Below are 25,484 nucleotides of genomic sequence, written 5' to 3'. Positions count from 1 at the left end.
TGGTGGCGTTACGACCCGCCGTAGAACAGCTCCTCCACCACGCCCCGCGCCCGCCGTGCCGTACGCCGGTAGGCGTCGAGCATGTCGCCGGCGTGACCGGGGCCGTAGCCCAGGTAGCGGCCGACGGCGCCCAGTTCCCTGGGCACGCTCGGGAAGGTGTCCCCCGCGCGGCCCCGCACCAGCATCACCGCGTTGCGCACGCGGGTCGCCAGCACCCAGGCCTCGTCGAGGACGCAGGCGTCCTCCTCGGAGATCATCCCGGCCGCGCGGGCGGCGGCCAGCGCCTCGCGCGTACGCGTCGTGCGCAGGCCCGGCTCCTGCGCGCCGTGCCGCAGCTGGAGGAGCTGCACGGTCCACTCCACGTCGGACAGCCCGCCCGGACCGAGCTTGGCGTGCAGCTTGGGGTCCGCGCCGCGCGGCAGCCGCTCCGACTCCATACGGGCCTTCAGCCGCCGGATCTCCCGGACGGCCTCCTCGTCGAGCCCGGCGGCCGGATAGCGCAGCGGGTCGACCAGTTCGAGGAAGCGCCGGCCCAGGTCCTCGTCCCCCGCGACGTGCTCGGCGCGCAGCAGCGCGTGCCGCTCCCACACCAGCGACCAGCGGCGGTAGTAGGCCTCGTACGACTTCAGCGTGCGCACCAGCGGGCCGGACTTGCCCTCGGGGCGCAGGTCGGCGTCGATCAGCAGCGGCGGGTCGGCGCTGGGGGCCTGGAGCAGCCGGCGCATCTCGGCGACGACCTTGTTCGCGGCCTCGGCCGCCTCCCGCTCGTCGGCCCCGTCGCGCGGTTCGTGCACGAACAGGACGTCCGCGTCGGAGCCGTAGCCCAGTTCGTGTCCGCCGAAGCGGCCCATGCCGATGATCGCGAACCGGGTGGGGAGCGTGTCCCCCCAGCCCTCCCGGACCACCGCGCGGAGCGTGCCGGCGAGGGTGGCGGCCGTCAGGTCGGACACGGCGCCGCCCACCAGGTCCACCAGGGCGCCCTGGTCGGCCTCGGCGGGCTGCGACTCGGTGCCGTAGGAGCCGACGATGTCGGCGGCGGACGTACGGAACAGCTCGCGGCGGCGCACCCCGCGGGCGGCGGCGGTGCCCTGGGCCGCGTTGTCGGCGCGGCGGACGGCGGCGAGGACCTCCTGCTCCAGGGAGGAACGGGACCTGGGGGTGAGTCCCCCGCCGTCCCCGTCGCCGAGCAGCGCCACCGCCTCCGGGGCGCGCATCAGCAGGTCGGGGGCGAGCCGCCCGGCGGAGAGCACCCGGGCGAGGTTCTCGGCGGCGGCGCCCTCGTCGCGCAGCAGCCGCAGGTACCAGGGGGTCTTGCCGAGCGCGTCGGAGACCTTGCGGAAGTTGAGCAGGCCGGCGTCCGGGTCGGCGGAGTCCGCGAACCAGCCGAGCAGCACCGGCAGCAGGGTGCGCTGGATGGCGGCCTTGCGGGTGACGCCGGACGCCAGCGCCTCCAGGTGGCGCAGCGCGGCGGCCGGATCGGCGTAGCCGAGGGCCACCATGCGCTCGCGCGCCGCCTCGGCGCTGAGGCGGGTCTCCCCGGAGGCGAGCGCGGCGACGGCGTCGAGCAGCGGCCGGTAGAACAGCTTCTCGTGCAGCCGCCGTACGACGGAGGCGTGCCGCTTCCACTCGCGGGTCAGGGTGGTCACCGGTTCGGAGCGCAGGCCCAGGGAGCGGGCCAGCCGGCGCAGATCGCTCTCCGCCTCGGGGACGAGGTGGGTGCGGCGCAGCCGGTGGAGCTGGATGCGGTGCTCCATGGAGCGCAGGAAGCGGTAGGCGTCGTCGAGCTGGGCGGCGTCCGCGCGGCCCACGTAGCCGCCGGCGGCGAGGGCCTTCAGCGCGTCGAGGGTGGTGCCGCTGCGCAGGGAGGCGTCGGCGCGGCCGTGCACGAGCTGGAGGAGCTGCACGGCGAACTCGACGTCCCGGAGGCCGCCGGGGCCGAGCTTGAGCTGGCGGTCGATCTCGGCGGCGGGGATGTTCTCCACCACCCGGCGGCGCATCTTCTGCACGTCGGCGACGAAGTTCTCCCGTTCGGCGGCCTGCCACACCAGGGGCCGGACCGCGGCGACGTACTCCTCGCCGAGCGCGGGGTCGCCGGCGACCGGGCGGGCCTTGAGCAGCGCCTGGAACTCCCAGGTCTTGGCCCAGCGCTGGTAGTAGGCGAGGTGGGAGGCGAGGGTGCGCACCAGGGGCCCGTTGCGGCCCTCCGGGCGCAGGTTGGCGTCGACGGGCCAGATGGAGCCCTCGACGGTGGTCTCGGAGCAGATCCGCATCAGATGGGAGGCGAGCCGGGTCGCGGCGCGCAGCGCCTTGTCCTCGTCGGCCCCGTTCACGGCCTCGCCCACGAAGATCACGTCGACGTCGGAGACGTAGTTCAGCTCGTGGCCCCCGCACTTGCCCATCGCGATCACCGCGAGCCGGCACAGCGCGGCGTCCCCGGGCGCGTCGGCCTGCGCGAGGGCGAGGGCGGCGCGCAGGGTGGCGGTGGCGAGGTCGGCGAGCTCGGCGGCGGTCTCGGCGACCTCGGTGGTGCCGCAGACGTCGCGGGCGGCGATGGACAGCAGGCAGCGCCGGTAGGCGACGCGCAGCGCCACCGGGTCGCCGGCGTCGGCGAGACACCGTTCGAACTCCTGGACGCCGGGGTGCAGGTCGCGCGGCTCGTAGGTGACCAGGGCGTGCCAGTCGCGCGGGTGGCGGGCCAGGTGGTCGGCGAGCGCCTCGGACGCGCCGAGCACGCCGAGCAGCCGGTCCCGCAGCGGCTTGGCGGCTATCAGCGTGTCCAGCAGTTCCTGGCGGGCGGTGGCCCCGTCCTGTGCCTCCAGCAGCCGCGCCAGGCCGAGCAGCGCCAGATCGGGGTCGGCGGTCTGCCCGAGGGCGTCCAGCAGCACCGGATCGTCGCGCACGGGTGCCAGGCCGTCGCCGTCGAGGAGCCGTTCGGCGGCGGACGGATCGGTGAAGCCGTGCCGCAGCAGCCGCGTGAAGATACTGCTCCTGCGCCCCGGCGCCGACGTCATCCCCGGCCTCCCTCGTGCCTCGTGCCTCGGATCTGGGTCGTACGGCGATGAGCTTAGGGCCTGTCTGACAATTCCCGCCTGCCCCGCGACGCCATGCACGTACTCTCGCCGCACCGGGCGCAGAGCCAAGTACATCCAGTACGAGGCTCTACGCCCGGCACTCCCCCAGCCTTCGGCCGGGGGGACCCCCAGAGCACGCACCTGACGCCGCGGGGCCGCCCTCCGGGCGACGGCGGGAATCGTCAGACAGGCCCTAGCCGGAGTACGGGCCCCGGGCCCTGGGGCGGCCTGCGATGAGTTCCGGGGGCGGGCGGGGTCTGATGGAGGGAGACGCACCGTTGGCCGACCCTCCGGACGGAGCCCCATGAGCGACATCCCCGAGACCCGCCTCGATCCGCGCTACAGCGATCCGGAAGCCGGTGCGCCGCCCTGGTCCGAGATGGAGCGGCTGATCACGGAGGCGGAGCTGTTCTGGATCTCCACGGTGCGCCTGGACGGCCGCCCGCACGTCACCCCGCTGCCGGCGGTCTGGTCGTCCGGCGCGCTGCACTTCTGCACCGGTCCGGACGAGCGCAAGGCCCGCAACCTGGCCGGGAACCCGCAGGTCGTGCTGACCACCGGCACCAACACCTGGAACCGTGGCTACGACGTGGTGGTGGAGGGCGAGGCCGTACGGATCGCCGACGACGCGCGGCTGGGCGAGCTGGCGGCGCTGTGGGAGGCGAAGTACGGCAGCTTCTGGCACTTCGGGGTGCGGGACGGTCACTTCCACCACGGTCCCGGACGCGCCGTGGTGTTCTCGGTGGCGCCGCGGACGGTTTTCGGATTCGGTAAGGGGGAGCCGTTCAGCCAGACCAGGTGGCGGTTCGCCTGACGCCGTACGCGACGAAGAAGGCCGGTGTTCCATGGACATGACCCTCGAAGTGATCCCGCTCCCGGTGAGCGACATCGACCGGGCCAGGGACTTCTACCGGGACAAGGTGGGCTTCCACGTCGACATCGACCAGGAGGTCATGCCGGGCATGCGCATCGTCCAGCTGACCCCGCCCGGCTCCGGCTGCTCGATCGCCCTCGGCAAGACCCTGTGGGAGTCGACCCCGGGCCCCACCCCGGCCCCCGGCACCTACCAGGGTCTCCAGCTCGGCGTCGCCGACATCGAGGCGGCCCACGCGGAACTGGTCGAGCGGGGCGTGGAGGTCTCCGAACCGGTGCGGTACGCGGAGGCCGACGGAGCGACGTTCATGTACTTCACGGACCCGGACGGCAACGGCTGGGCGGTCCAGGAGTACCGGCGGCGGGCGGAGGAGCCGCTGCACAAGGTGCTGGGGGATCAGGCGGAGGGGTAGGAGCGCCGCCGCAGGTCAGAGATCATCGGGGAGGATCCGGAAGCAGGAGAAGCCGCCACCCGCCGGCCGGAGCGCCCGGACGTCCCGGAGGTCTTTGGTGAGGATGGCGTCCGTGCCGTATTCGGCGGCGAGGGCCACGTTGACCGCGTCCACCAGGTCCAGGTCGAGGGACGCGTAGCGTGCCCGGACGGCCAGCGCCGCGTCCATGATCTCCGGCGTCGGCGGGGCCAGTACCAACCGCATCTGCCGTACGCGCTCGGTGAGAGAGCGAAGGATCGCGTCGGCCACCCCGCGCCCGGCGCGGCTGGTGGCCACCTGATGCACCTCGGTGAGCGCGAGCGGGCTCGCGACGAGCATGCCGCAGTGGTCCGCAGCCTTTCTGGCCGCGTGGTGATCCGGGTCGGACCGGTTGAACAGGGTGAGAATGCCGGAGGTGTCGGCGATGGCGATCACGCCGCGTCGTCCCGGTTCCGGCGCTCGCGCTCCGCGTAGCCGCGGGTCACCGCCGACCGGATCTCGTCCTTGTCCACGGGGCCGCCGAGGTCGAACGTCTCCTCGTCGGAGACGAACGGCTCCTCCCACACGCGGTGCGCCAAGGCGATGCGGTGGATGCCCTCACGGATTATCTCCGCCTCCGAGACCCCGAGGCGGGCAGCCGCCTCCTTGATCAGGAGCAGATCGCTGTCGTCCGCGTAGACGTTGGTGCGCTTCAGAGCCATACCGCCATGGTACAGGTGCTGTACCACCGCATGGTGCTCCGTTGGCTGCCCCGCGCGACGGAGGCCAAGGCCTCGCACGCACCACACATGTCACTCCCATAGCGTGTCAAATGCTCCCAAATGGCCACCCGGGTGAGGACGGACGGCCACGTGTGCGGTCCGGAGCGCGAGTTCCGGCCCCACACCGGGTCACCGGGCACGGGCCGTACGCAGACATCCGATGAGGGGAAGTCGCCGATGAGTGAGTCCGTACGTACCGGAGCCGGGGGCACCGGGGAGAAGGTCAAGGCAGAGACCTCCGCGACCGCCGGGCAGGCCAAGCAGGCCGCCGGCCAGGTCGCGGGGACCGCGGCGGAGCAGGCCCGGACCGTCGTGGGTGAGGCGCGGCAGCAGGCCGGCACCGTCATCGAGGACCTGCGGGGCCGCGCGATCGACGAGGCGGACGGGCAGACCAGGCGGGCCGCCGGCACGCTGCGCCAGTGGGCGAACGACTTCTCCGGTCTGGCCGCGCACGCCGAGCACGATTCACCCGCCCGCAGCCTGGCGGCCCGCGCGGGTGACAAGGGGACACGGGCGGCCGACTATCTGGAGCGGCAGGGAGTCGAAGGGCTCGTCGCCGACCTCCAGGGCTTCGCCCGGCGCCGCCCCGGTGCCTTCCTCGGCGGCGCGCTGCTGGCCGGGATGGCCGTCGGACGGCTGGCGAAGGTGACGCAGTCGGCGTCCCGGGCCGACGGGAACGGGCAGGCGCGCCTGGACGGGGCCCCGGCCCCCGAGGCCCTGCCGGCCGGTCCCCCGCCGCCCGTACCGCCGAACCCGATCTCGGCCCCGTCCGACAGGCCGGGCCGCCCGTTCCCGGAGGCATGAGATGGCCACGATGTCACCCCTGTCCCGGGCCCGCTCGGCCGAGCCCGTGACCATGGAACAGGAGAGGTCCACGGGCGAGTTGCTGTCCGAGGTGACCTCGGACCTCCAGGTCCTCTTCCGCCAGGAGGTGGAGCTGGCCAAGGCCGAGATCAAGGAGGAGGGCACCAAGGCGGGCAAGGCCGCCGGGATGTTCGGCGGTGCCGGATTCGCCGGCTACATGGTCCTGCTGTTCCTGTCGCTGGCGGCCATGTTCGGGCTGGCCGGTGTGATGGACGAGGGCTGGGCCGCGCTGATCGTCGCCGCCCTGTGGGGCATCGGCGGAGCCGTGCTCTACCAGAAGGGCCGCGCGAAGATGCGCACCGTCTCCCCCAAGCCCGAGCAGACCGTCCAGACCCTGAAGGAGGACGCGGAATGGGCACGTCACCCGACCACATGAGGGCCGAGATAGCGGCCACGCGCAACCAGCTGTCCGCGGACGTGGACCGGCTCGCCGACCGGGCCAGCCCGCGCCGCATGGCCCGCCGCCGCAAGGCCCGGATGCGCCGTACGGTGTCGGGCGTCCGTGACCGCGTCATGGGCACCGCGTCCCACACCGCGCACGGTGTGGCCGGCACCGCCCGCTCGGCGTCCGACTCGGTGCAGTCGGCGGCGGGTTCGGCGGCCGGCTCGGTGCAGGAGGGCACCGAACGGGCGGCCGAGTCGGCGCGCGAGGCGGCAGGCCAGGCCGGACAGGCCGTCCAGCAGACGCCCGAGATGGCCCGCCGGCAGACCCAGGGCAACCCGATCGCCGCCGGTCTGGTCGCCTTCGGTGTCGGGCTGCTGGCCGCCTCGATGGTGCCGGCCTCCGAGAAGGAACAGCAGAAGGCGTCCGAGCTGATGGAGCGCGGCGCCGAGGCGCTGGAACCGGTGAAGCAGGCCGCCACCGAGTCCGCACAGCACCTGAAGGAGGGCGCCAAGGAGGCCACGCAGAGCGCGGCCGCCGAGGTGAAGGACACCGCGCAGCAGGCGGCCCGGACCACCCAGGACGAGGCCCGCGGCCAGGCCGGCCAGGTCACCGACCAGGCCAAGGACTCCGGCCGCAGCCTGAAGGACGAGGCCGGGAACCGCTCCGGGCCGGCGTGAGGCCCGGCACGGCGGACGAAGGGAGCCCTGCCTCCGGCCCGAGGGGGCCGGGGCAGGGCTCCGTTCCGCCCCGGCCGGCGGTCAGCGCGTGAGGATCAGGATCAGGATCACGGTCGCCACCACGCTGATCACCAGCGACCCGAGGCAACCGATCCGGTTGCTGAAGAAGAAGAACATGGCCCGCGGGTACCCCGCCCGGGCCGGCGACTCCAGCGGTTCCGCGTACGGGACGTCGGAGGCCGGGGACCGCCGTGAGGGCGGCCCCCGGGTCCGGGTGGGTCAGCTCGCGTACGTCTCGAATTCGGCGATCCTCGGGGTGCCCGAGGCGCTGGTGATCTCGAAGGTGATCTTCTTCAGGGAGGTCGCGGCGAAGCCGATGACGCCGCTTCCGCTGCCGGAGGCCAGGACGGCGCCCGTGTCGTGGTTGACGACGCGGTAGGAGCCGATGGTGCCCGAGCCCGACGCCTCCCGGATGTTCACCTTGGAGACGGTGGTGGCCGAGCCCCACTTGATCGAGACGGAGCCGGTCGTGCCGGAGGGCGACCAGTAGGTGCTCATGTCGCCGTCGCGGACGTCGCCGTAGCTGGTGCCGCCGGCCTTGGAGGAACCGTCGGAGCCCGCGCCGATGCTGAGGTTGGTGCCGGCGGGCGGGTCAGTGGGGTCCGGGTCGGTCGGCTCCGGGTCGGGGTCGGTGGGGCCCGGGTCCGTCGGGCCGGGGTCGGTCGGGTCCGGGTTCTGCGGGGTGCAGCTGCCGTCCGAGACCTTCAGTCCCTTGTTGGCACCGGCCGTCCGACTCACCACGCCCGGCACGCAGTCGGCCGCGTCGAGGGTGTAGGCGTAGGGGATGCTCACCGAGGTGTTCGACGTGGGGTCAGGACCGGCCGGGTTGGTGTCGCCCTCCCGCTCGGACCAGGTCACGTTGTCGAAGACGTTGCCGCTGACCTGCCAGTAGCCGGCCTCGTCGGTGTAGAAGGTGCCGAGGACGTCCTTGGAGTCCTCGAAGTAGTTGTTGTCCACCTTGGCGCGGGCGCCGGCCCGGGAGTTGATCCCGGACTCGTTCAGGCCCTTGTAGTGGTTGTTGTAGATGTGCGCGATGCCGCCGCGCAGCAGGGGCGCACGGGAGTCGATGTTCTCGTACAGGTTGTGGTGGAAGGTGACGTGGCCGTTGGAGCGGTCGCTCTCGCTGGAGCCGATCAGGCCGCCGCGGCCGGAGTTGCGCAGGATGCTGTAGGACAGCGTCACGTACTGGGTGTTGTCCTTCATGTCGAACAGGCCGTCGTAGCCCGCCGATTCGCCGCCGGACGCCTCCAGCGTGGTGTGGTCGACCCACACGTTGCGGACATCGCTTTCCATGCCGATGGCGTCTCCGCCGTTCGACGTGGGCGAGCCGGACTTCTTGACGTTCCGGACGGTCACGTTCTGGATGATGATGTTGCTGGACTCCCGGATGTGGATGCCCAGCTGGTCGAAGACGGCCCCGTTTCCGACGCCGACGATGGTGACGTTGCTGATCTGCTTCAGCTCGATCTTGTCGGCGGCGGTGCTGCAACTGCCGCCGGACACCTTGGTGGTGTTGCCGTGGTTGATGGTGCCCTCGACCTGGATGACGATCGGGGTGGAGCTGCTGGCGCGGCTGCACAGGGCCTGGTGGATCGCGGTACCGGTGGTGGCACGGACCGTCTGGCCGCCGGCACCGCCGGTGGTTCCGCCGTTCTGGGTGGCGTAGCCGGTGACACCGCCGGTCGCGGCGGATGCCGTGGAGGGGGACAGGGCCACGCCGGTCGCGGCCGCGAGGGCTCCCGTGGCCAGCAGCGCGGAGAGCCGCACGGCGACTTTTCGCCTCATTCTCGTTTCGCCTTTCGTCCTGTGAGGTCATGGGGGGTGGGACAGGGGGCGTGCACTGCCATGCGACGACTGGACTGCTGTCATGGGCATGACAGTAAGACCGATGAGAGGGGCGGGGTGGGCCTGAACTCATCGGCGAGAAAGCGCTTTCTTTCGGTCTGCCGTGACAGTAGGGCCGCCCCAGTGGGGCTGGCAAGGTTCCGCGCAGTTACGGAAGGAGTTCCTCCGGTTCCCGGGGTGAGGAAGCGCGCCTATAGGACCGGATCCGACCTATATCGCTCGTAGCGTGTTCCTTGTCCGACGGAGCAGAACTACGGAAGGCGATGACCATGACCGCGAACGGGCTGACCACCGAGGACTCGGCCGGAACCCCTGCTCTCACCGGCGAGCGCGCCGACCTGCTGGAGTCACTCGCCAAGCACCGGCACTTCCTGCGCTTCACCACCCGCGACCTCACCGACGAACAGGCCGGGCTGCGGACCACCAGCAGCGAACTCTGCCTGGGCGGCCTGATCAAGCACGTCACCTCGGTCGAGCGGGGCTGGGTGGACTTCATCCTGGAGGGCCCCTCGGCGATGGGGGACTTCACCTCCATGACCGAGGCCGACTGGGCCCGGCGGGACGAGGAGTTCCGGATGCTGCCCGGTGAGACGCTCGCCGGAGTGCTGGCCGACTACGCCGAGGTGGCCCGCCGGACCGACGAACTGGTCGCCACCCTGCCCGACCTGGACGCCGCGTGGCCGCTGCCGAAGGCCCCGTGGTTCGAGGCCGACGCGCGGTGGACGGCCCGCAGGGTGCTGATGCACATCATGACCGAGACGGCCCAGCACGCCGGCCACGCCGACATCATCCGCGAGACGCTGGACGGTGCGAAGAGCATGGGCTGAGAGCGGCGGGTCGCCCGCCTCGTCGCTCGGGCGGGGGCCGACCGTCGGCCCCCGCCCGTCCGAATACTGCCCCCCGACCTGCCCCTACAGCACCGGCAGGTTCTTGCGGAGTTCGAACGCCGTGACCTCGGAGCGGTACTCCTCCCACTCCTGCTTCTTGTTGCGCAGGAAGAAGTCGAAGACGTGCTCGCCGAGGGTTTCGGCGACCAGGTCGCTGCGCTGCATCAGGGCCAGCGCCTCGCCCAGGTTCTGCGGCAGGGGCTCGATGCCCAGCGCGCGGCGCTCGGCGTCGGAGAGGGCCCAGACGTCGTCCTCGGCGCCCGGCGGGAGCTCGTAGCCCTCCTCGATGCCCTTCAGGCCGGCGGCCAGCAGGACGGCGTAGGTCAGGTACGGATTGGCGCCGGAGTCGATGGAGCGCACCTCCACGCGCGCCGAGCCGGTCTTGCCCGGCTTGTACATCGGCACCCGGACCAGGGCCGAGCGGTTGTTGTGGCCCCAGCAGATGTACGACGGTGCCTCGCCGCCGGCGCCGGCGGTGCGCTCCGAACCGCCCCAGATGCGCTTGTAGCTGTTGACCCACTGGTTGGTGACCGCCGAGATCTCCGCCGCGTGGCGCAGCAGACCCGCGATGAAGGAGCGGCCGACCTTGGAGAGCTGGTACTCGGCGCCGGACTCGTAGAACGCGTTGCGGTCGCCCTCGAAGAGGGAGAGGTGGGTGTGCATGCCGGAGCCCGGGTGCTCGGAGAAGGGCTTGGGCATGAAGGTCGCCTGGACGCCCTGTTCGAGCGCCACCTGCTTCATGACCAGGCGGAACGTCATGATGTTGTCCGCGGTGGAGAGCGCGTCCGCGTAGCGCAGGTCGATCTCCTGCTGGCCGGGGGCGCCCTCGTGGTGGGAGAACTCCACCGAGATGCCCATCGACTCCAGCATGGTGATCGCCTGACGGCGGAAGTCCATCCCGACGTTCTGCGGGGTGTGGTCGAAGTAGCCGGAGTTGTCCGCGGGGGTCGGACGGCTGCCGTCCAGCGGCTTGTCCTTCAGCAGGAAGAACTCGATCTCCGGGTGGGTGTAGAAGGTGAAGCCCAGGTCGGAGGTGCGGGCGAGGGCGCGCTTGAGGACGTAGCGCGGGTCGGCGAAGGACGGGGAGCCGTCCGGCATCAGGATGTCGCAGAACATCCGGGCCGTGCCGGGTGCCTCGGCGCGCCAGGGCAGGATCTGGAACGTCGACGGGTCCGGCTTGGCGATCATGTCGGACTCGTACACCCGGGCGAAGCCCTCGATGGCGGAGCCGTCGAAGCCGATCCCCTCGTCAAATGCTTGTTCGAGTTCGGCGGGGGCGACGGCCACGGACTTGAGGAAGCCCAGCACGTCGGTGAACCACAGGCGCACGAACCGGATGTCGCGCTCCTCCAGCGTCCGGAGCACGAACTCCTGCTGCTTGTCCATCTTCCGCATCCCCATCCTTGCCGGTCAGGCCGCCTGTCCGCGCCCGCGTCACGGGAGGCGGGCGGGCTCCCGAGCGGGCACACGGGCATCCCACCACACCAGCGTTTCATACGCGTTGCCGGCCGTCGTCGGCCGACCGGCGGTGGGCCGAACACCCCGCCCACGACAGGTGTACCGCTCCGGTGCCCATCTTGCCTGTTCGGGGGCGTGGGCGTAACGGGGCGCCGTCCCGGTGGCGCTCGCGTTCAGGGTCTCGGGGAGATGCCCAGCAGGAGGGGGCCGGTCGGGTCGGCGACGATGTCCGCGACCGTGAGGGGGTCGAGCGTGGCGTAGAACGCCTCCTGGGCCCTGCGCAGCGCGCCGCGCAGCCGGCAGGCGGAGTTCAGCGGGCAGGGGGCCGAGCCGGCCGTTCCCTCGCAGTCGACGATGTCCCCCTCGCCCTCGAAGGCCCTGACCAGCGCGCCCACCGAGGCGGTGCGGCCCTGCTCCGTGAGGCCCAGGCCGCCGCCCCTGCCGCGCCGGGCCGTGAGCATGCCCATGTGCTGGAGCTCGGCGACGACCTTCGCGGCATGCGTGTAGGGCACGTCCATGGCCGTCGCCACGTCCCGTGTCGTGGGGTTGGACTCGCCGGTCACGGCGAGGCGCATGAGGACCCGGAGAGCCAGGTCGGTGGAGCGCAGGAGCCGCATACCGTGCAGGGTAAGTAATGCGAATCCGGCGTTCAAATTATTCGGGGGGAGGTTGTGTGCGGGTGGGGGTGAGGGATTGTGCGGGTTGATTCTTCCGCCCTCTACGACTCGCCCCGGCTTCCCTATTACGATCAGCTGATCCGTTCGTCCCACGCCTCCCGAAGGACACTCCCATGGGCTCCGCCAAGAAGAGCAGCGCGGCACGCACGGCACGCATAGAGGAGATGCGGCGCGCCGAGAAGGCCCGCGAGCGCCGCAACCGGATCCTCACCGTCGCCGCCAGTGTGGTGGTCGTCGGGGGGCTCGTCGCCGGCGGTGTGGTGCTCATCCAGTCGCAGTCGGACGACGGCGGCAGCGCGGCGGGCGACGCGAAGAACGCGGGCGAGTTCGTCACGGGCGACGACGGCGTGCGCAGCTGGAAGGGCACGCTGGGGCGCAACCACGTGACCAAGGCCGTGGACTACCCCGTCTCGCCCCCGGTGGGCGGTGACCACAACCCCGTGTGGATGAACTGCAACGGGGACGTCTACCCCGACGAGATCAACAACACCAACGCCGTGCACTCCCTGGAGCACGGTGCCGTGTGGGTGACGTACAACGCCGACGCCGAGAAGTCCGACGTCGACGCGCTGGCCGCGAAGGTGAAGAAGACGCCGTACACGCTGATGAGTCCCGTGGACGGGCAGAAGGAACCGCTGCTGCTGACCGCCTGGGGGCACCAGCGGACCGTGACCGGCGCGGACGATCCGGGCGTGGACGCGTTCCTCGAGAAGTTCGTCCAGGGCGAGCAGACCCCCGAGCCTGGTGCGGCCTGCACCAACGGGCTGGCGAAGTGAGGCAGTTCGCGCTGATCGCGGGAGCCGCGGCGACGGCGCTCGTCGCGGCCGGCGCGATCACCTTCGCGGTGGCCGGGGACGAGGGCTCCTCGCACACCGTTCCCACCGCCGACTCGGCGGACGCCGGGTTCGCCCGGGACATGGCCGTGCACCATCAGCAGGCCGTCGAGATGTCGTACATCGTGCGGGACCGGACGGACGACGAGGAGGTCCGGCGGCTCGCCTACGACATCGCCCAGACACAGGCCAACCAGCGGGGCATGATGCTCGGCTGGCTCGATCTGTGGGAACTGCCCAAGGTGTCCGCGGACCCGCCCATGACCTGGATGGGGATGGGCGACGGCGCCTCGGGCGAGGACGGCGCGCTGATGCCGGGGATGGCGACGAACGCCGAGATGAAGCGGCTGGGGACGCTGAACGGGAAGCAGGCCGAGATCTTCTACCTGCAGCTCATGACGGACCACCACAAGGGCGGCGTCCACATGGCCCAGGGGTGCGTGAGCGCCTGCGAGGTCGGGGTCGAGAAGCGGCTCGCACGCGGGATGGTGGAGGCGCAGGAGTCGGAGATCGCGCTGATGGCGGGGATGCTGGAGGCGCGGGGGGCGGCGGTCCGGTCGTAGGGGGCAGGGCTGCGCAGGCGACATCGCGTCGGTTTGACGATTACACTGGGGCGCGTGCCTCAACTTCGTCTCGCCCTGAATCAGATCGACTCGCGCGTCGGTGATCTCGCCGGCAACGCCGAAACGATCGTCCGCTGGACCCGGCACTCCGCCGAGCAGGGAGCGCACCTCGTCGCGTTCCCCGAAATGGTGCTGACCGGGTATCCCGTCGAGGACCTCGCCCTGCGGTCGTCCTTCGTCGAAGCCTCCCGCGCGGCGCTGCGCTCCCTCGCCGCGCGCCTCGCCGAGGAGGGCTTCGGGGAGCTTCCGGTGATCGTCGGCTACCTCGACCGCAGTTCCGCCGCCCGGCCGAAGTACGGGCAGCCGGCCGGTGCCCCGCAGAACGCGGGCGCCGTGCTGTACGGGGGCGAGGTGGCGCTGACCTACGCCAAGCACCACCTGCCGAACTACGGCGTCTTCGACGAGTTCCGGTACTTCGTGCCCGGCGACACCCTGCCGGTGGTGCGGGTGCGCGGTGTCGATGTCGCCCTCGCCATCTGCGAGGACCTGTGGCAGGACGGGGGGCGGGTGCCGGCGGCGCGCGCGGCGCGGGCCGGGCTGCTGCTGTCGGTCAACGCCTCGCCGTACGAGCGGGACAAGGACGACACCCGGCTGGAACTCGTGCGCAAGCGCGCGCAGGAGGCCGGGTGCACGACGGCCTACCTCGCCATGACGGGCGGGCAGGACGAGCTCGTCTTCGACGGGGACTCGATCGTCGTGGACCGGGACGGTGAAGTGGTGGCGCGGGCGCCGCAGTTCGCCGAGGCGTGTGTCGTCGTCGATCTGGACCTGCCCGGCGCGGTGGCCGATGCGCCCGTGGGGGTGGTGGACGACGGGCTGCGGATCGACCGGGTAATCCTGTCGGAGGAGCCCGTGCCCGCGTACGAGGCCGAGTCGGCCGGGGGGTACGCCGAGCGGCTCGACGACGACGAGGAGGTGTACTCCGCGCTGGTCGTGGGGTTGCGGGCGTACGTCGCGAAGAACGGGTTCCGGTCGGTGGTGATCGGGCTGTCCGGGGGCATCGACTCGGCGCTGGTCGCCGCGATCGCGTGCGATGCGGTGGGCGCGGAGAACGTGCACGGCGTGTCGATGCCGTCGAAGTACTCGTCGGAGCACTCGAAGGACGACGCGGCGGAGCTGGCGCGGCGGACCGGACTCAATTTCCGGACCGTGGCGATCGAGCCGATGTTCGACGCGTACATGGGGTCGCTGGGGCTGACGGGGCTCGCGGAGGAGAACCTGCAGTCGCGGCTGCGGGGGACGCTGCTGATGGCGATCTCCAACCAGGAGGGGCACATCGTGCTGGCGCCGGGGAACAAGTCGGAGCTGGCGGTGGGGTATTCGACGCTGTACGGGGACTCGGTCGGGGCGTACGGGCCGATCAAGGACGTGTACAAGACGTCGGTGTTCGAGCTGGCCCGGTGGCGCAACCGGGCGGCGGTGGAGCGGGGGCAGACGCCGCCGATTCCGGAGAACTCGATCTCCAAGCCGCCGAGCGCGGAGCTGCGGCCGGGGCAGGTGGACACGGACTCGCTGCCGGACTATCCCGTGCTGGACGCGATCCTGGCGCTGTACGTGGACCGGGACCGGGGGGCCGACGAGATCGTCGCGGCCGGGTTCGACGCGGAGCTGGTGGCGAAGACGCTGCGGATGGTGGACCGGGCGGAGTACAAGCGACGGCAGTACCCGCCGGGGCCGAAGATCTCCCCGAAGGGCTTCGGCAAGGACCGCCGTCTGCCGATCACGAACGGCTGGCGCGAAGGGGTCGACGGCGGCTGAATTCGGTACGGGTTCCGGGCGGGTGCCGGCCCGGTGGCCGTACGCCTGCGGCAGCCGCGCCGCCACTCTGCCGTCCCCGCGGGCAGTCGTGCCGCGGGGGCGGCACGGGTGGGCGCGACGGCGTCCCGTGAGCGCCGGGCTGCGCGAACGCCCCCCCGGCCCGCACCCGCACCGCCGGGAAACGTCAGTCCGACTGCGGAGCCACCCTCACGCGCGCCGCCACGGGCAGGTGGTCGCTGGACGTGGCCGGGAGGGTCCAGGAGCTCTCCGGCTCGGCCCCCTTGACCAGGATCTGGTCGATCCGCGCCATCGGGAACGACGCCGGCCAGCTGAACCCGAAGCCACTGCCCACAGCCCCCTGCGTGGACCGCATCTGGGACGTGACCGCGTTCAGCGCACGGTCGTTCATCGTGCCGTTGAGATCGCCGAGCAGGACGACGTTCGGCAGGCGTTCGTCGGCGATGGCCTCCCCCAGCGCGTCGGCGCTCTTGTCGCGCTGACGCGCCGTGAAGCCGGCCTCCATCTTCACGCGGACGGAGGGAAGATGGGCCACGTAGACCGCGACCGGCCCGGCGGGGGCGGAGACCGTGGCCCGCATCGCGCGCTTCCAGCCGAGGCGGATGTCGACCGCCTTCACATCGGTCAGGGGATACTTGCTCCACAGACCGACGGTCCCCACCACCGCGTGGTACTTGTACGTCGGCGCCAGCGCCGATTCGTAGGCGGAGACCTTCGACGCCTTCAGTTCCTCCAGGGCCAGCACGTCGCCGCCCGCCGCGGCCACGTCGCGGGCCGTGCGGGCCGGGTCCGGGTTGTCGGCGTTGACGTTGTGCGTGATGACGGTCAGGTCGCCGCCGGGCACGTTCTTGTCGCTGAGCAGGCCGCCGAAGAGGTTGAGCCAGACGGCCGCGGGGAGGATCGTCGCGATCAGCGCCGTCGCCGACTTGCGCATCAGCGCGAGGAGGAGCAGGACCGGGATGAACAGGCCCAGCCAGGGCAGGAACGTCTCGATCAGGCTGCCCAGGTTGCCGACCGCGTTCGGGATGCGGGAATGGGCCAGCATCACCAGGGCGAGGAGGCCCGCGCAGACCGCCAGGACCAGGCCCCGGCGCCAGATGCGGCGGTCGCCGCGCCACCCTCTGCCCAGTCGGTCCAGCAGGCGCCGGAGCGGGGAGGCCGGGCCGTCGGGACCCGAGCCGTCGCTGTCCGTCTCCGTCATGTACGCCTGCTGCGCCATACCGTCGCCTCACAACCTGCCGTGCACACCGTCGCCCCCGTGTGGATAAGACCCTAGGGGATGATCGGCCCCGTTCTCGCCGCCGCTCGGCGGCCGTACGGGGGCGAGGACGTACGGGGGCGCTCGGGGAGTTCCGGGCGGGGGCGGGGCAAGGCTGGTCTGTGACGAAACGCGCACACCGGGATCACGTACTGACGGGGCGCAGGCCCTGGAGGAGGGTGTCCACGACGCGTTCGGCGAGGTCGTCCGGGAGGTCGGCGTCGGGGCGCAGCACGGTGCGGACGAGGACGGGTCCGACGACGATGTCGTCGATGAGTTCCAGGTCGACGTCGGCGCGCAGCTCGCCGTTCTCCCGGCCGCGGCGGAGCACCTCGAGACCGAGTCGGCGGCGCGGCACGATGACGGTGTCGTGGTACGCCGCCCAGAGGCGGGGGCTGCTCTTCATCTGGGCGTGCACGTTGTGCAGGATCGCCGAGGTCCTGCCCGCCAGTCCGCGCAGCCGCAGGGACTCCAGCAGCACCACCAGGTCGTCGCGCACGGAGGTGCCGGGGAGTTCGGGGTCCGGGGGCTCGGCGGCGCGCACGACGTCGGCGAAGAGTTCCTCCTTGCCGCTCCAGCGGCGGTAGATGGTGGCCTTGCCGACCCCCGCCGTGCGGGCGACGCGTTCGATGGAGAGCTCCGCGAGGGGCACGCCGTCCTCCAGGAGCCGCATCACCGACTCGATGATGGCGCGCTCGGCCGCCTCGCTGCGGGGGCGGCCGCCCCGTGCGGGTCCCTCCTGCCGGGGGGCGGCGCTGTCGGCCGGGCTCACGTAGTCGGATCCTTTCGGTGGGGGCGGGTGGTTCTCTCCGGTGCATGAACCGGGGGGTGTCAGTCCGCCGTGGACACCAGATCCTGGCCGCGGTCACCTCCTTCGGGCTCCCCCGGTGTGCGGCCGGGCAGGTACACGGCGACGACGATCGCGCCGAGCACCGCGATGCCCGCTCCCCACAGCGCGGTGACGTGCATCGCGTGCAGGAACGCGGTGTCGGCCGCGTCGATCAGGGTCTCGCCGCGCGGGCCGAGGCGGTCCGCGACGGCCAGGGTGGCCTCGATGGACTCGCCCGCCGCGTGCCGGGCGCCGGGCGGCAGCAGGCCGAGCTCGTCCTCGATGTCGCCGCGGTAGGCGGTGGACAGCACCGAGCCGAGTACGGCGATGCCGAGGGCGCCGCCGAGCTGGCGGAAGGTGTTGCTGAGCGCGGAGGCCGAGCCCGCCTTCTCGCGCGGCAGGGCCTGCATGATGACGACGCTGACCGGCGTCATGACGTGCGCCATGCCGGTGCCCATGAGGAAGAAGACGACCTCCATCACCCAGATGGGGGTGTCCCGGTCCAGCAGGGCGAACGCGGCCAGCGTCGCCGCGAGCACGAGCAGTCCGGCGGTCGTGGTGGCCTTGTTGCCGAAGCGGTCCACCAGGAGGCGCGCCCGGGGCGCGAAGATCATCTGTGCGGCGGCGAGCGGCAGCATCAGCAGGCCCGTCTCCAGCGGCGAGTAGCCGCGCACGCTCTGGATGTAGAACACCGCGAAGAACGTCACGCCCATCAGCGCGAAGAACACCAGCGTGATCGCGACGATCGCCGCGGAGAACACCTTGTTCCTGAAGTAGGCCATGTCGATGGACGGGTGGTCGCTGCGCTTCTCGTACACCACGAAGACGACGAGTACGGCGAGACCGGCGCCGGTGGTGCCGAGCACGGTCGCGTCGGTGAAGTCGGCGAGCTGGCCGCCCTTGATGATGCCGTAGACCAGCAGGACCAGACCGGTCACGGAGAGGACCACGCCCAGGGGGTCGATCCGGCCGGGCTCCGGGTCGCGGGAGTCGGGGACCAGCCACAGCATCAGACCGACGGCGAGGACCACGATGGGCACGTTGACCAGGAAGACCGAGCCCCACCAGAAGTGGTCCAGGAGCAGCCCGCCGGTGATCGGGCCGATCGCGATGGCCAGGCCCACACCGCCCGCCCAGATGCCGATGGCCTTGGGCTGTTCGTCCCGTTCGAAGACGTTCATCAGCACGGCCAGGGTCGCCGGCATCACGAAGGCCGCGCCCAGGCCCATCACGGCGCGGAACCCGATCAGCTCGGCCGGGGAGCCGGAGAACGCGGCGAGCGCCGAGCCGATGCCGAACACCGCCAGACCGCCGATCAGCACCTTCTTGCGGCCGAGCCGGTCCCCCAGCAGCCCCGCGGTGAAGAGCAGGCCGGCGAAGACGAGCGTGTAGGCGTTGATCGCCCATTCCAGCTCGCTCTGCGTGGCGCCCAGACCGACGGGGGCGGGGGTGGCGATCGTCTTGATGGCGACGTTCAGGATCGAGTTGTCCAGGACGACGATCAGCAGGCTCAGCATCAGCACGCCGAGGATCGCCCAGCGGCGCCGGTGCACGGCTTCCGGGACCCGGTGGGCAGGGGTGGCGGCGGGAGAGGTCATGCGGCCCAGCGTAGTGAGTTTCGATACGGTGGCGTTTCGTATGGAGGGGCGTTTTGCCCAGTTCTTGCCGGGGCATTGCTGCCTCTGGCCCTCGCCCGGTCGAAGTGCCACCATGGACGTGGTCCGGGGACGCCGTCAGGGCGCCTCGAGATGACGTGTTGGGAGACTGTTCCATGACGCAGCTTTCGGCTGCCCAGACCGGGGCGAAGCCCGGTTCCTCCACCGGCGGGAACACGCTGTACGGGGGCAAGGGCACGCGCCGTATCACCGTCCGTGACATCGCCGCCGCCAAGGAGCGCGGCGAGAAGTGGCCCATGCTCACCGCGTACGACGCGATGACCGCGTCCGTCTTCGACGAGGCCGGCATCCCGGTCGTGCTCGTCGGCGACTCGGCCGGTAACTGCCACCTCGGGTACGAGACGACCGTGCCCGTGACCCTCGACGAGATGACCATGCTGTCGGCGGCGGTGGTGCGCGGGACCTCGCGCGCGCTGATCGTGGGCGACCTGCCCTTCGGCTCCTACCAGGAGGGCCCGGTGCAGGCGCTGCGCTCGGCGACCCGGCTGGTCAAGGAGGCGGGCGTCGGGGCCGTGAAGCTGGAGGGCGGTGAGCGGTCGCACCGGCAGATCGAGCTGCTGGTGGAGTCCGGCATCCCGGTGATGGCGCACATCGGGCTGACCCCGCAGTCGGTGAACGCGATGGGGTACCGGGTGCAGGGGCGCGGCGAGGAGGCGGCGCAGCAGCTGCTCCGGGACGCGAAGGCCGTGCAGGACGCGGGCGCGTTCGCGGTCGTGCTGGAACTGGTGCCGGCGGAACTGGCCGCCGAGGTGACCCGGGTGCTGCAGATTCCCACCGTCGGGATCGGGGCGGGGCCGCAGACGGACGCGCAGGTGCTGGTGTGGACCGACATGCTGGGGCTGACGGGTGGGCGTGTGCCCAAGTTCGTCAAGCAGTACGCGGATCTGCGCGCGGTCATGAGCGGGGCGGCGAAGGCGTTCGCCGAGGACGTCGTGGGCGGGGCCTTCCCCGAGGAGGCCCACTCCGTCCACTGAGCGGCTCCGCCGCCTTGTGAGCCACAGCGGCACCACCCGTCGGCCCCGTCGATCTTCCCCCGTCGACGGGGCCGACCCATACCCCGGAACTCCCCGCCCGCCGCGGGCAGTCGTGCCGCAGGGCGGCACGGGTGGGCGCGACGGCACCCCGTGAGCGCCGGGCTGCGCGAACGCCCCCGGCCCGCAACCACGCCGGGCAACCGGCGAGGCGCCGGGCGCGGAGAGCCTGTCGGCAGGATGTCGGCGGTTTGTCGGTGCCGGCTGCCACCATCGGCCGCATGACGCGAAACGACAAGGAACCGGGGAACGCCGTTTCCGTGCGGGGGCTGGTCAAGCACTACGGGGACACCAAGGCACTGGACGGCGTCGACCTGGAGGTACGCGAGGGCACCGTGATGGGGGTCCTCGGCCCGAACGGGGCCGGGAAGACCACGCTGGTGCGGATCCTGTCCACCCTGCTCCCGCCCACGGCGGGCCACGCCACCGTCGCCGGCTACGACGTGGTCCGCCAGCCCCGCCAGCTGCGCCGGGTGATCGGCCTGACCGGGCAGTACGCCTCCGTGGACGAGAAGCTCCCGGGCTGGGAGAACCTGTATCTGATCGGCCGGCTGCTCGACCTGCCCCGCAAGGAGGCACGCGCCCGCGCCGACGAGCTGCTGGAGCGGTTCTCGCTCACCGAGGCGGCACGGCGGCCGGCGGCCACCTACTCGGGCGGTATGCGGCGGCGCCTGGACCTCGCCGCCTCGATGATCGGCCGGCCGGCCGTGCTGTACCTGGACGAGCCGACGACGGGACTGGACCCCCGTACCCGCAACGAGGTGTGGGACGAGGTCAAGCGGCTGGTCGGGGACGGGGTGACGGTGCTGCTGACCACCCAGTACATGGAGGAGGCCGAGCAGCTCGCCTCCGAGCTGACGGTCGTGGACCGGGGCAAGGTCATCGCGAGCGGCGGCATCGAGCAGCTGAAGGCCAAGGTCGGCGGCCGTACGCTGCGGATCCGCCCGGCCGACCCGCTGCGGCTGCGGCCGCTGGCCGCCTCCCTCGACGCGCTCGGTATCACCGGGCTCGCCACCACCACGGTGGACGGCGAGGGGGGTGCCGTGCTCGTTCCGGTGCTCAGTGACGAGCAGCTGACCGCGGTGGTCGGCGCGGTCACCGCGCAGGGGATCACGCTCAGCTCCATCAGCACCGAACTGCCCAGCCTGGACGAGGTGTTCCTGTCCCTCACCGGCCACCGTGCCAGTGCGCCGCAGGACGCCGTGCCCGCCGAGACCCCCGAGGAGGTCGTCGCCGTATGAGCGCCACCACCACCGCCACCGCCGGCCTCCGCGCGGACGGGCGCATTCCGCTGCGTGCCCATGTGCGGCACACGAGCGCGCTGGTGCGCCGCAACCTGCTGTGGATCCGGCAGGACCCGGAGTCGATGTTCGACGCCGTGCTGTTCCCGATCGTCTTCACCCTGCTGTTCGTGTACGTCTTCGGCGGCTCCATCGGCCAGTCGCTGGGCGGCGGACAGCAGGCGTACGTCCAGTACATCGTGCCCGGACTGATGGCCATGATGGGCATGAACATGGCCATGGGGGTGGGGACGGGCTTCAACCAGGACTTCAACACGGGTGTCATGGACCGCTTCCGGTCGCTGCCCATCGGCCGTGGCTCGGTGCTCTTCGCCAAGATCGCGGTGGAGATCCTGCGGATGCTGATCGCCACCACGATCCTGCTGGTCGTCGGCGTTCTGGTCGGCTTCGACATCACCGACTGGCCGGGGCTGTTCGCCGCCGTGGGACTGTCCGTGGCCTTCGGCTCCGCCCTCATGTGGATCTTCATCACGCTGGGCGTGGCGATGAAGAACGCGCAGTCGGTGCAGGCGATGGGCTTCCTGGTGCTGATGCCGCTGCAGTTCGGCTCGTCGATCTTCGCGCCGCCGCAGTCGATGCCGGGCTGGCTGCAGAACTTCACCGAGTACAACCCGCTGTCCTCGCTGGCGGACGCCGCGCGCGGACTGATGGTGGGCGGCCCCGTCGCGCACGACCTGTGGATGACGCTGGCCTGGTCGGTGGGGATCACGGCGGTGATGGCACCGGTCGCGATCCACAAGTTCCGTACGAAGACCTGATCACGCGGGTTCGAGCAGGGCGGCGGCCTCCTCCTCGGAGAGGCCGGCGCCCTCGGCGTACGCGGTCTCGTACGCCGGGTCGCCGAGGGCCGTCCGGGCGCGCTCCTCGGCGCGTCGGCGCACCTCCCGTTCGACGAGCGTGGCGTGGTGCCCGGGCGGCAGCCAGGAGTCGGCGGCGCCGACGCAGCGGGCCGCGTCCCGGGCGTGCCGGCCCCCGTCGATTCCGGCGAGGGCGACGGCGCCGAGGGTGAGGTACGCGGCGCGCATATGGGGTGCCATGGCGGCGGACAGGGGGTCGCCCGCCTGCCGGACGGCCTCGCGCATGACGACCAGGCCCCGCTCGTCATTGCCCTCGGCCACCTCCAGCCAGCCCTCGGCACCGAGGATGAACGCGTCGAAGACGACGTAGTGCGCGATGAGGAACTCCTGGCGCAGGGCCCGCAGATGCTCCCGGGCCTCGGCGGTGCGCCCGGTCGAGCAGAGCCAGCCGGTCAGGAAGAGCCGGGCGGCGGGCAGGGCCTCGGTGTGCCGGCCCTTGGTGTCGTCGATGACCTCGCGCAGCAGCCGCTCACCGCGCTCCGGTTCGTCCCCCTCCAGCAGCGCGCTGCCCAGCCGGGCCGTGAGCACGGCCGTGTGGGCACGGGCGCCCAGGCGCTCGGCGTGCTCGATCGCCGCCTCGAAGTCCGCGGCGGCGTCCTGGTACGCCCCGGCCCGTTCGCGGGCCTCGCCGCGGGCGGAGAGGGCCTCGGCGATGCCCCAGGTGTCGCCGAGCCTGCGGTGGATCTCCAGGGCCTCGTCGGCGTCGCGGCGGGCGTCACCGGCCCAGTCGCTGCGGTTGGCCAGGAAGTTGGCGCGCAGCTGGAGGTTGGCGGCCAGCTCCCACTCGAACCCGGGGTTCTCCCGGCAGGTGCGGATCGCCGCGTCGACCAGGTGCCGCAGCCGGTCCATGTCGCCGGTCAGCATCACGGCGAACACCCAGAGCACGCCGGGCGGCCGGCAGGTCTGCGGCATTCCGGGCTCGTAGGTCGCGCCGACGAGCCGCAGTCTGTGCTGGGCCTCGGGGGTCTGCCAGTCGTCCAGCTCCGTGTCCATGTGGGCCAGGTGCGTGAGGTGCACCCCGCGCCGGGCCTCGGCGAGGACCTCGCCGGTCATCGGCGGCGGGGCGTCGGTGCAGCGCTGCCACAACGGCGCGGCGGGCCTGACCGGTTCGGAGAACGGGTCGGGGGCGAGGGCCATCACCTCGGTGCACCAGTTGCGGGCCTCGATGCGCAGATCGCGCATCTGCCAGTACCAGCTGAGGGACAGGGTGATGCAGAGCGCCTCCTGCTCGTCGCGCAGGGCGACGGCGTGCCGCAGCGCCGTGCGCACGTTCTCGTACTCCCGCTCCAGCCGTGCGATGCCGGCCACCTGGCCCGGGCCGCGCAGCATCGGCTCGGTGGTGCGGGCGAGTTCGCGGTAGTACGTCAGATGCGCCCGCTCGGCCGCCGGGCGCCGGCCGGACTCGTCGAGGCGTTCGCCGGCGTATTCGGCGACGGTCTCCAGGAGGCGGTAGCGCATCTCGCCGTTGCCCGAAGGGACGGCCGTCAGCAGGGACTTGTCGACGAGGGAGCCGAGCGCGTCGAGGGCGGCCGGTCCGCAGACGGCCTCGGCTGCGGCGAGGTCGCAGCCGCCCGCGAAGACCGACAGGCGGCACAGCACGTCGCGTTCGTCCGCGTCGAGCAGCTCCCAGGACCAGTCGACGACGGCGCGCAGGGTCTGCTGCCTGGGGAGGACGGTGCGGCTGCCGGAGGTGAGCAGCCGGAAGCGGTCGTCGAGCCGGTCGGCGATCTGCCGCGGGGTGAGCATCCGCAGCCTCGCGGCGGCGAGTTCGATGGCGAGCGGCAGTCCGTCGAGGCGGCGGCAGATCTCGGCACACGCCTCCGGGTCGTCCTCGGTGCGGAAGCCGGGCCGGGCGACGGCACCGCGGTCGGCGAGCAGCCGCAGGGCCACCGGCTCGGGCAGCGGGTCCACCGGGCGCAGCAACTCCCCGCGCACACCGAGGGGTTCACGGCTGGTGGCGAGCACGGTGAGGCCGGGGCAGCGTTCCAGCAGCGCCTCGACGAGGTGGGCGGCGGCACCGACGACGTGCTCGCAGTTGTCCAGGATCAGCAGCATGCGGCGGGGGCCGCAGTGCTCGGCGAGGCGTTCCACGGGGTCGGCGTGCCGGTCGGTGACGGCCCGCATGCTCTCGGCTCCGGCGCCGTACAGCACGGTCTCGCGGGCGCCGACGGCGGTCAGTACGGCCTCGGGTACGGCGTCGGGGTCGTCGACCGGGGCGAGTTCGGCGAGCCACACACCGTCCGGGATGGACTGCCGTACGGTCTCGGCGGCCTCCTGGGAGAGCCGGGTCTTGCCCGCCCCACCGGGTCCGAGCAGGGTGACGAGCCGGGCGGCGGCGAGGTCGGCGCGGATGGTCTCGATGTCCGTCTCCCGGCCGACGAACGAGGTGAGCCGGGCCCGCAGATTGCCGGGCGGCGCGCTCCTCGGCGCCGCCCCGGAGGGGGTGACCCGGGGCCCCGGGCTTTGTTCCGGTTCGAGCAAGTCGGCGTGCAGGGCGCGCAGTTCGGCACCGGGGTCGGAGCCGAGGCGGTCGGCGAGCAGACGCCGTACGTCCTCGTAGGCGGCCAGCGCCTCGGCGGTGCGGCCGGTGTCGCGCAGGGCGCGCAGCCGCAGGGCCTGGAGGGGTTCGTCGAGGGGGTGCCGGTCGCACAGCGCGGTCAGCTCGGGCAGGGACTGCTCCGCGTCACCGAGGGCGAGGGCGGCGGTGTGCCGGGCGCGCAGCACGTCCAGGTGCCGGGTCCCGACCCGGGCCGCCTCGGCGGTGCGGTCGGGCAGTCCGGCCAGGGCGGGGCTGCCGCGCCACAGGGCGAGGGCGTCGTCCAGTACGGCGGCGGCCTTCGCCGGGTCGCCGTCGGCCAGGGCGCGCAGGCCCTCGCCGGCCAGCCGCTCGAAGCGGTGCAGGTCGATGTCGTCGGGCGCGGCGGTCAGCCGGTAGCCGCCGTCGGCGGAGGCGATCGCGTCGGCGCCGAGCACCCGGCGCAACCGGCCGACCAGGGCCTGCAGCGCACCGGTCGCGTCGGCCGGCGGGTCGCCGTCCCAGACCTCGTCGACCAGCAGTGCCACGGGGACCGTGTGCCCGGGCCGCAGGGCGAGCACGGTCAGCAGCGCACGCAGCCGCGCCCCGCCGACGGGGACGGCGGTGCCGTCGGGACGGAGTGCCTGGGTGGTGCCGAGGATGCGGTAGCGCACGGGGTCCATTCTCTCCGCTGACGGTCGCGGCGGTCACAGGGGTCGGCCGGGGTGGCGGGGTGTTCCGGTCGCGAAGCGCCGGTCCGGCGCCGTGCCGGACCGGCGGGCGGGCGGCGGTCACG

22 protein-coding genes are annotated in these 25,484 nt (G+C 72.3%); 12 read left to right on the top strand and 10 right to left on the bottom strand.

Translation table 11 applies throughout. The features are described 5' to 3' along the window. Positions 1-8 precede the first annotated feature (8 nt). Entirely contained in the window at positions 9-3,011 is a 3,003-nt protein-coding gene (locus ACZ434_RS03950; protein ID WP_468451465.1) for a bifunctional [glutamine synthetase] adenylyltransferase/[glutamine synthetase]-adenylyl-L-tyrosine phosphorylase, read from the bottom strand. A gap of 364 nt (positions 3,012-3,375) precedes the next feature. Here ACZ434_RS03950 and ACZ434_RS03945 point away from each other — a divergent pair, with 364 nt between their 5' ends. Both ACZ434_RS03945 and ACZ434_RS03940 read left to right on the top strand, forming a co-directional pair. Continuing rightward, entirely contained in the window at positions 3,376-3,885 is a 510-nt protein-coding gene (locus tag ACZ434_RS03945; RefSeq protein WP_468451463.1) for a pyridoxamine 5'-phosphate oxidase family protein, read from the top strand. A 31-nt stretch (positions 3,886-3,916) separates the two neighbouring features. Then, a complete protein-coding gene (locus ACZ434_RS03940; protein ID WP_468451461.1) occupies positions 3,917-4,357 on the top strand; it encodes a VOC family protein in 441 nt (146 codons plus the stop codon). Between the two features lie 15 nt (positions 4,358-4,372). Here the strand turns inward: ACZ434_RS03940 and ACZ434_RS03935 are convergent, their stop codons facing one another. Together ACZ434_RS03935 and ACZ434_RS03930 are read right to left on the bottom strand one after the other, a co-directional pair. After that, entirely contained in the window at positions 4,373-4,810 is a 438-nt protein-coding gene (locus tag ACZ434_RS03935) for a type II toxin-antitoxin system VapC family toxin (RefSeq protein ID WP_468451459.1), read from the bottom strand. Then, positions 4,807-5,076, bottom strand: coding sequence for a ribbon-helix-helix domain-containing protein (locus ACZ434_RS03930; protein ID WP_468451457.1), 270 nt, complete (start codon positions 5,074-5,076; stop codon positions 4,807-4,809). The genes ACZ434_RS03935 and ACZ434_RS03930 overlap by 4 nt, the downstream gene beginning before the upstream one ends. 237 nt (positions 5,077-5,313) lie before the next feature. Between ACZ434_RS03930 and ACZ434_RS03925 the strand changes: the two genes are divergently transcribed. From ACZ434_RS03925 to ACZ434_RS03915, 3 genes are read left to right on the top strand one after another with little or no spacing between them, the layout of a single operon-like run. Then, positions 5,314-5,940, top strand: a complete 627-nt coding sequence (locus ACZ434_RS03925; RefSeq protein WP_468451455.1) for a hypothetical protein — start codon at positions 5,314-5,316, stop codon at positions 5,938-5,940. 1 nt (position 5,941) lies between these two features. Continuing rightward, positions 5,942-6,376 (top strand): phage holin family protein, encoded by a 435-nt coding sequence (locus tag ACZ434_RS03920; protein WP_468451453.1) that lies wholly within the window; start codon positions 5,942-5,944, stop codon positions 6,374-6,376. Then, positions 6,352-7,062 (top strand): DUF3618 domain-containing protein, encoded by a 711-nt coding sequence (locus tag ACZ434_RS03915; protein WP_468451451.1) that lies wholly within the window; start codon positions 6,352-6,354, stop codon positions 7,060-7,062. Before ACZ434_RS03920 ends, ACZ434_RS03915 begins: the two co-directional genes overlap by 25 nt. A 279-nt stretch (positions 7,063-7,341) precedes the next feature. On the opposite strand, the gene ACZ434_RS03910 is transcribed toward ACZ434_RS03915, so the two are convergent. Beyond that, positions 7,342-8,907, bottom strand: a complete 1,566-nt coding sequence (locus tag ACZ434_RS03910) for a pectate lyase family protein (protein WP_468451449.1) — start codon at positions 8,905-8,907, stop codon at positions 7,342-7,344. Between the two features lie 329 nt (positions 8,908-9,236). Between ACZ434_RS03910 and ACZ434_RS03905 the strand changes: the two genes are divergently transcribed. Further along, positions 9,237-9,794, top strand: coding sequence for a DinB family protein (locus tag ACZ434_RS03905; RefSeq protein ID WP_468451447.1), 558 nt, complete (start codon positions 9,237-9,239; stop codon positions 9,792-9,794). Positions 9,795-9,878: 84 nt separating this feature from the next. On the opposite strand, the gene ACZ434_RS03900 is transcribed toward ACZ434_RS03905, so the two are convergent. Continuing rightward, positions 9,879-11,240 carry a glutamine synthetase family protein gene (locus ACZ434_RS03900; RefSeq protein WP_468451811.1) on the bottom strand — a complete coding sequence of 454 codons (1,362 nt, stop codon included), beginning with the start codon at positions 11,238-11,240 and terminating at the stop codon, positions 9,879-9,881. A 245-nt stretch (positions 11,241-11,485) separates the two neighbouring features. Then, positions 11,486-11,929: an RrF2 family transcriptional regulator gene (locus ACZ434_RS03895; protein WP_468451445.1), complete on the bottom strand. Its 444-nt coding sequence runs from the start codon at positions 11,927-11,929 to the stop codon at positions 11,486-11,488. A gap of 173 nt (positions 11,930-12,102) precedes the next feature. Between ACZ434_RS03895 and ACZ434_RS03890 the strand changes: the two genes are divergently transcribed. Genes ACZ434_RS03890 through ACZ434_RS03880 form a run of 3 tightly spaced genes read left to right on the top strand, consistent with a single transcriptional unit; the run spans position 12,103 to position 15,203 of the window. Beyond that, on the top strand, positions 12,103-12,765 hold the full coding sequence (locus tag ACZ434_RS03890; protein WP_468451443.1) for a DUF3105 domain-containing protein: 663 nt from the start codon (positions 12,103-12,105) through the stop codon (positions 12,763-12,765). Continuing rightward, positions 12,762-13,385 carry a DUF305 domain-containing protein gene (locus ACZ434_RS03885; protein ID WP_468451441.1) on the top strand — a complete coding sequence of 208 codons (624 nt, stop codon included), beginning with the start codon at positions 12,762-12,764 and terminating at the stop codon, positions 13,383-13,385. The genes ACZ434_RS03890 and ACZ434_RS03885 overlap by 4 nt, the downstream gene beginning before the upstream one ends. 54 nt (positions 13,386-13,439) lie before the next feature. Continuing rightward, a complete protein-coding gene (locus ACZ434_RS03880; protein WP_468451439.1) occupies positions 13,440-15,203 on the top strand; it encodes an NAD+ synthase in 1,764 nt (587 codons plus the stop codon). Between the two features lie 184 nt (positions 15,204-15,387). Here ACZ434_RS03880 and ACZ434_RS03875 read toward each other — a convergent pair whose 3' ends face one another. The 3 genes from ACZ434_RS03875 to ACZ434_RS03865 form a co-directional block, all read right to left on the bottom strand. Then, positions 15,388-16,440 (bottom strand): endonuclease/exonuclease/phosphatase family protein, encoded by a 1,053-nt coding sequence (locus ACZ434_RS03875; RefSeq protein ID WP_468451437.1) that lies wholly within the window; start codon positions 16,438-16,440, stop codon positions 15,388-15,390. Positions 16,441-16,624: 184 nt separating this feature from the next. After that, positions 16,625-17,251, bottom strand: coding sequence for a TetR/AcrR family transcriptional regulator (locus ACZ434_RS03870; RefSeq protein WP_468451435.1), 627 nt, complete (start codon positions 17,249-17,251; stop codon positions 16,625-16,627). 59 nt (positions 17,252-17,310) lie between these two features. Continuing rightward, the gene (locus ACZ434_RS03865) at positions 17,311-18,906 is read right to left on the bottom strand and encodes an MFS transporter (protein WP_468451433.1); all 1,596 of its coding nucleotides are present in this window, start codon (positions 18,904-18,906) and stop codon (positions 17,311-17,313) included. A 173-nt stretch (positions 18,907-19,079) separates the two neighbouring features. Between ACZ434_RS03865 and panB the strand changes: the two genes are divergently transcribed. The 3 genes from panB (at position 19,080) to ACZ434_RS03850 (ending at position 22,074) form a co-directional block, all read left to right on the top strand. Further along, complete coding sequence (gene panB, locus ACZ434_RS03860; protein WP_468451431.1) at positions 19,080-19,958, top strand: 3-methyl-2-oxobutanoate hydroxymethyltransferase; 879 nt, start codon at positions 19,080-19,082, stop codon at positions 19,956-19,958. A 278-nt stretch (positions 19,959-20,236) separates the two neighbouring features. After that, positions 20,237-21,256: an ATP-binding cassette domain-containing protein gene (locus ACZ434_RS03855; RefSeq protein ID WP_468451429.1), complete on the top strand. Its 1,020-nt coding sequence runs from the start codon at positions 20,237-20,239 to the stop codon at positions 21,254-21,256. After that, positions 21,253-22,074, top strand: coding sequence for an ABC transporter permease (locus ACZ434_RS03850; RefSeq protein WP_468451427.1), 822 nt, complete (start codon positions 21,253-21,255; stop codon positions 22,072-22,074). Before ACZ434_RS03855 ends, ACZ434_RS03850 begins: the two co-directional genes overlap by 4 nt. Here ACZ434_RS03850 and ACZ434_RS03845 read toward each other — a convergent pair whose 3' ends face one another. Next, positions 22,075-25,371, bottom strand: coding sequence for an AfsR/SARP family transcriptional regulator (locus tag ACZ434_RS03845; protein WP_468451425.1), 3,297 nt, complete (start codon positions 25,369-25,371; stop codon positions 22,075-22,077). It lies immediately after the preceding gene. Between the last annotated feature and the right edge of the window lie 113 nt (positions 25,372-25,484).

The organism is Streptomyces sp. NPDC030893, assembly GCF_055571535.1.
Note: the sequence above shows the minus strand (reverse complement) of the source record. Positions and strands in the feature narration are given on the sequence as shown.